Source organism: Armatimonas sp., from assembly GCF_043760365.1.
In the GTDB taxonomy this organism is placed as follows: Bacteria; Armatimonadota; Armatimonadia; order Armatimonadales; family Armatimonadaceae; genus Armatimonas.
Genome location: NZ_JAYUPA010000203.1, coordinates 1 through 2,106, shown reverse-complemented (window position 1 = coordinate 2,106; position 2,106 = coordinate 1). Strand labels below are relative to the sequence as shown.

2 protein-coding genes and 1 pseudogene are annotated in these 2,106 nt (G+C 58.8%); 2 read left to right on the top strand and 1 reads right to left on the bottom strand.

Annotation, left to right across the window (positions count from 1 at the left end; translation table 11 throughout):
• Nucleotides 1–1,210: MFS transporter (locus ACH2EH_RS04935; RefSeq protein ID WP_395139503.1), on the bottom strand; the 1,210-nt coding region annotated here is incomplete at its 3' end.
• A gap of 103 nt (nt 1,211–1,313) precedes the next feature.
• On the opposite strand from ACH2EH_RS04935, the gene ACH2EH_RS04930 reads away from it, so the two are divergent.
• Together ACH2EH_RS04930 and ACH2EH_RS04925 are read left to right on the top strand one after the other, a co-directional pair.
• Entirely contained in the window at nt 1,314–1,847 is a 534-nt protein-coding gene (locus tag ACH2EH_RS04930; RefSeq protein ID WP_395139501.1) for a hypothetical protein, read from the top strand.
• Nucleotides 1,844–2,106, top strand: a pseudogene (locus ACH2EH_RS04925) (hypothetical protein); the annotation flags it as partial. The gene ACH2EH_RS04930 and the pseudogene ACH2EH_RS04925, both read left to right, overlap by 4 nt.

Here is a 2,106-nt window from a genome sequence, read left to right as displayed (position 1 = left end):
GCAGAAAGTCGTTGCCGTCTGCTTTCACTTTTCCAAAGAGCTTCGGCCCCGCAAAGCCCGCGAGATTCCCTACCGAGTTGATGAACGCCAGGCCTGCTGCGATATAGGTTCCGCGCAGAAATTGCGGTGGCACCGCCCAGAACGGCCCGAGCGTGGACCACATCCCCGCCGCCGCCACCGAGAGGCAGACGAGCGAGCCCCAGAGTGGCATGAAGACTTGCCCCGAGAGAGCGAGTCCCACGGAGCCGACAATTGCAGGAACGGCGATATGCCAGCGCCGCTCGCCGGTCTTGTCCGAGTGCCAGGCATTGGCAACCATCGCAATCCCCGCAGTGAAGTAGGGAATCGCAGTGAGCTGACCGACCAAAGTGTTATTGCCACCACTCATTGACTTCAGAAGCTGTGGGAGCCACATCGTGATCCCGTACATTCCAAAGACCAGGAGAAAATAGACGCCACACCACATCCAGACTCGGGGATCGCGGACGAGTGTCTTCAGAACTGCGCTATCGTGGCTGTCTTCAACGGAGGTCGGCGTGCCAAACTCTGCCTCCTCGACACGTAGCCGCTCCTCGATTACCTGGCGCTCGTCCTCGGAGAGCCACTTGGCGTCTTTAGGGCCATTGGGTAAGTAGAGAAGAACCACAAAGCCGATCAGCGCCGCCGGAATCCCCTCCAGTACAAAGAGCCACTGCCACGGGGCCAGCGTCGGAAGATCCTTGGCCTTATCCAGAATCCAGCCCGAGAGCGGTCCGCCAAACGTAAGCGCGACGGCATTTGCGGTCATGAAGAGCGCCACAACCCGTGCCCGCTCTTTTCGGGTGAACCAGAACGTGAGGTAGAGCAAGACCCCCGGGAAGAAACCAGCCTCGGCAACCCCCAGCATAAACCGAAAAAAGTAGAAAGTGAGAACGCTGTTAGACAGTGCCATCATTGCGGAGATCAGGCCCCAGGTAATCATGATCCGTGTGATCCAAAGCCGCGCACCGACTTTTCGCAGGATTAAATTCGAGGGCACTTCAAAAAGAAAGTAGCCAAAAAAGAAGATTCCCGCCCCGCTGGCAAAAATCGCGTCACTGAACCACGACACTTCCTTCATCTCTAGCTTGGCAAAACCAACATTAACACGATCAATGTAGGCGATCACATAGAGGAAGAAGAGAAAAGGGATCAGCCGGAAAGCGGCTTTGCGGACGGCAGGGTGTTCCATGGGAGCCTAGTTCGACAGCGACCTGTTAAAAACCTTCCCCAGAGACCTGCAACAAATAGATTACACAGGGTATCCTTGCCACAAAGCAACGGAGGTTAGATCAATGACAAATGGGGACGTACTCGCCTACATCTCTGTGATTCTCACGATTTTGGTAACTCTATGGGCCACGATTCTAGCCGTGGGGTTGGTGTTCACCGCAAAGACCCAGCACGCCGCGCAGCGACTGGAACAAGCGCCAGGCCGCGCGATTGGAGTGGGCATTGGGCTGGCACTCGGGGGCATCGGGCTGGGAGTGATGCTCCTCAATAGTAAAAACGGCCTCTTTATGTTAATCGGCTGGGTGCTTCTGGCTCTGACACTCTGCCTCGCAATGGTCGGCAGTGCGGGCCTCGCTCGAGTCGTGAGCGCACGGATGCAGAGCATGTCCCCGACACAGAGCGCACTTGCACTCCTGGCACGCAGCGGGGCACTGCTCATCGCTGCGGGGGCACTGCCTGCTGTGGGTTGGGTTTTATTGTTCCCCCTCCAGCTCTTCGCCTCGCTCGGAGCCGGGTTCCAGGCACTCACCGCCCGCGAGCGTCGCGCCTACGAACAGCCCGTCGTGCAGGCGCAAGCTCAGACCAATCCCCAATGAAACGACGCGAACTGCTGGTAGGAGCGGGTGTTGCGGGGGCGGCGCTTGCGGGCTGCCAATCCCAAGGCGAAGGGCCGATTCGTGAGGCACTGCGCAGTGTGCGTGATCCACGCCCGCACGCCACACGCCCACCCATGCGCCCTATTGGCGACTCAAAGCTCCTCAACCGAGCTGCCTTCGGGCCGTCCATCGGGGATTTAGAACGGGTAAGCACTCTGGGCAACGTGGGCTGGCTCGCCGAGCAGCTCAAGGCTCCCGT